The 3,102-nt window shown below is 58.1% G+C and carries 3 protein-coding genes; 2 read left to right on the forward strand and 1 reads right to left on the reverse strand.

What is annotated here, in order from left to right:
- Nucleotides 1-23 precede the first annotated feature (23 nt).
- On the forward strand, nucleotides 24-623 hold the full coding sequence (locus tag IRZ24_RS18620; RefSeq protein ID WP_297167702.1) for a hypothetical protein: 600 nt from the start codon (nucleotides 24-26) through the stop codon (nucleotides 621-623).
- 176 nt (nucleotides 624-799) lie between these two features.
- Nucleotides 800-1,831 carry an NAD(P)H-dependent glycerol-3-phosphate dehydrogenase gene (locus tag IRZ24_RS18625; protein ID WP_297167705.1) on the forward strand — a complete coding sequence of 344 codons (1,032 nt, stop codon included), beginning with the start codon at nucleotides 800-802 and terminating at the stop codon, nucleotides 1,829-1,831.
- 196 nt (nucleotides 1,832-2,027) lie between these two features.
- Here IRZ24_RS18625 and rpoD read toward each other — a convergent pair.
- A partial coding sequence (rpoD, locus tag IRZ24_RS18630; RefSeq protein ID WP_297167708.1) for an RNA polymerase sigma factor RpoD occupies nucleotides 2,028-3,102 on the reverse strand: 1,075 nt, incomplete at its 5' end.

A 3,102-nucleotide genomic window follows, 5' to 3' on the forward strand; every position in this document is an offset into this window, starting at 1 on the left:
GATAGGAAGGAAGCTGACCGGCCATGCCTCTCACCCGCCTGCTGTTGATCGGCGCTAGCTCCTCCAAATGTATTAATGGAGAAAAGGGAGATAAAGTCTTTGTTGCCCCTAAAAATCAAAAAGCGAAGGCTCGCCTTGGCCATCTAGATGATCCCTACGCCGGCGAAGTCATCCTTTGCTTTCAACTCGACGACGGCAGCGTACAGGCGCGCGAGCTACTGCAGAGCCTAGGCCTCAAAGAGCACGATCGCCGTTGCGATGGTCTGATCTTCTACAGCCGGGATGGCTCCGCGGAACGCACAATCTGCCTGGTTGAACTGAAACACAGCCGCGTTGAGGAGGCCGCCACTCAACTGATTCGTACTCGTCGTTGCATCGAAGATCTCTTATCCAAGGAATGTGGAGGGGAGTTTGGGAGAAAGTATTTGCAGCGTCTGCAATGGAAAGCTTGCCTTTATCGTCACGGCGCCTCGCCGGATGAAACCAGTAAAGCGCTTAAGGAACTGCGCAAACATTTCAAATATTGCCACTCCTGTGATCACCAGTCTGCCGACATTGGACCTTTCCTACGCGGGGAAAGCGAGCAGAAGGAAGCGGAGAGTCGTGGGTCCAGGAAGCACTAGAGAAGGGGGAAGCGTCTGGCAGCAGCAGCGGAGAAAGCGCTGGGAAAGGGTGGGGAGCTGGCACGCTCAGCAAGTGCACGAGGTTGACCGTCCCCTCCCCTGTGCTACAATGAGAGGCAGCGCATAGCCCTTCAGCGAGCGAGCCTACGGGCAACCGAGCATAGGAGAGGAGGACAATGGCATCCGTTGCAGTCATTGGCAGTGGTGCCTGGGGAACCACGCTGGCGCTTTTGCTGGCCAACAAGGGGATCGACACAGTCCTCTGGGAGCATCGGCCTGAGCGGGCCGCCGAAATGGCGCGCCTGCGTGAAAATAGACTCTTTCTGCCCGGTTTTCGCTTTCCCGAGCACTTAGGAATCACTGCCGATCTAGAAGAAGCCGTTCGCCACCGCGAAGTCGTCATTCTGGTCACTCCCTCGCAGCGCATGCGTGAAAACGCGCGTCAGCTTGCTCCCTATCTTGAGCGCAACGCCATTGTAGTGAGTGCCAGCAAGGGGATTGAGCTAGCCACGCTCCAGCGCATGTCAGAAGTGCTGGCCGAAGAGCTACCCGAGGTGCGTGAACGTCTTGCTGCTCTCAGCGGTCCCAACCTTGCACGCGAGGTCGCCGAAGGGAAACCCACTGCTGCCGTGGTGGCTGCTCAAGATGAAGCCATCGCCATCTACCTGCGTACTCTGTTGAGTACAGCGCGCTACCGGGTTTACACTACTCAGGACATCATTGGCATTGAGCTGGGTGGAGCATTGAAGAATATCATCGCCATCGGGGCAGGTATCAATGACGGCATGGGCTATGGTGAGAATGCGCGTGCAGCCTTTATCACGAGGGGATTAGCCGAGATCACGCGGCTCGGTACCGCCGCTGGAGCCCATCCGTTAACCTTTGCAGGCCTGGCAGGCTTAGGCGATCTGGTGGCCACCTGTTCCAGTCCCCTGAGCCGCAACCACCAGCTTGGTCGCCGTCTAGCCGCCGGGGAAAAACTGAGCGATATCCTTGCCTCCATGCACAGCGTGGCTGAAGGAGTTTATACGACGCGCGCAGCCCTTCAGCTTGCACAGCGCTACAGTGTCGAAATGCCCATCACTCAGCAGCTTGCCCTGGTTTTATTCGAAGGCTATGATCCCTATAAAGCCGTCCTGGAGCTGATGATGCGCGACCCCAAGGGAGAAATGGAAGGCTTGATCGAGGGAAGCATCTACGTGAGCTGAGATACAACGAGAGCCAGAGAGTAAGCTGCAGGGCTAAGCACTGAGTTAGCTTAGCCCTGACCGATCCTAGGTTCTCCCCAAGCAGACATGCAGTACGGGCTTCCCCTTCGGCTCCGTCCGGTCGCGTTCGATTCTTGGCCGACACCAAAAAAGTAGGGGCGCGTCAAACGCGCCCCATAGCTACCTTGGGAAGAAGCTAATCAAGGTAATCCTTGAGCTTACGACTGCGGCTGGGATGGCGCAGCTTGCGCAGAGCCTTGGCTTCGATCTGGCGAATGCGCTCGCGGGTCACATGGAACTCCTTGCCCACCTCTTCGAGGGTGCGACTCCGACCATCATCGAGGCCGAAGCGCAACTGGAGCACCTTGCGCTCGCGCTCGGTCAGGCTGGCAAGCACGTCCTCAACCTGCTCCTTCAGGAGCTGATGGCTGGCCGCATCAGCAGGAGCAAGGGCCGTATGATCCTCGATAAAGTCACCCAGGTGACTATCTTCCTCTTCGCCGATCGGCGTCTCCAGGCTCACAGGCTCTTGACTGACCTTGATAATCTCGCGCACCTTCTCGGGGCTGATGTCCATCTGCTCGGCGATCTCTTCCGAAGTTGGCTCACGCCCGAGATCCTGCAGCAGACGACGGCTGATACGAATCAGCCGATTAATTGTCTCGACCATGTGAACCGGGATGCGGATTGTCCGTGCCTGATCGGCAATAGCACGGGTAATGGCCTGGCGAATCCACCAGGTGGCGTAGGTACTGAACTTGTAGCCCTTGGTGTAGTCGAACTTCTCGACGGCACGAATCAGGCCAATGTTGCCCTCCTGGATCAGGTCCAGCAGGCTCATGCCCCGGCCAATGTACTTTTTAGCAACGCTCACCACCAGGCGCAGATTAGCCTCTGTCAGGCGCCGCTGAGCCTCCTCGCCTTCCTCGATAATGCGCCGATTTGGGTTCGGCTTGGCGGCTTCAGCCTTGCCCCGCTCCATCAGCCGCGCCAGGCGGACCTCCTCCTCAGCGGTCAGCAGAGGAACCCGACCGATCTCGCGCAAGTACATGCGCACTGGATCATCGAGGCTGTTTTCGAGGTCGGCAACCACGATGCCGAGGCCATCCTGGAGATCATCCCACTTGGCGCCCGCCATCGCTTCGACGTCGACCTCGTCCTCCGGTCCAGGCTCCCAGTCTGCCGGTGGCTCCTTGGTATCCAGGGCATCCATGGTTTCTTCGTCCTGTAGCTTGGAGAACAGGTCATATGACTCACCGTCATCGGCAGCC

This window comes from Thermogemmatispora sp. (assembly GCF_019683755.1).
In the GTDB taxonomy this organism is placed as follows: domain Bacteria; phylum Chloroflexota; class Ktedonobacteria; order Ktedonobacterales; family Ktedonobacteraceae; genus Thermogemmatispora.

Coding starts and splice junctions, on each gene's coding strand:
- IRZ24_RS18620 (WP_297167702.1), top strand. CDS start 24: ATGCCTCTCACCCGCCTGCTGTTGATCGGCGCTAGCTCCTCCAAATGT.
- IRZ24_RS18625 (WP_297167705.1), top strand. CDS start 800: ATGGCATCCGTTGCAGTCATTGGCAGTGGTGCCTGGGGAACCACGCTG.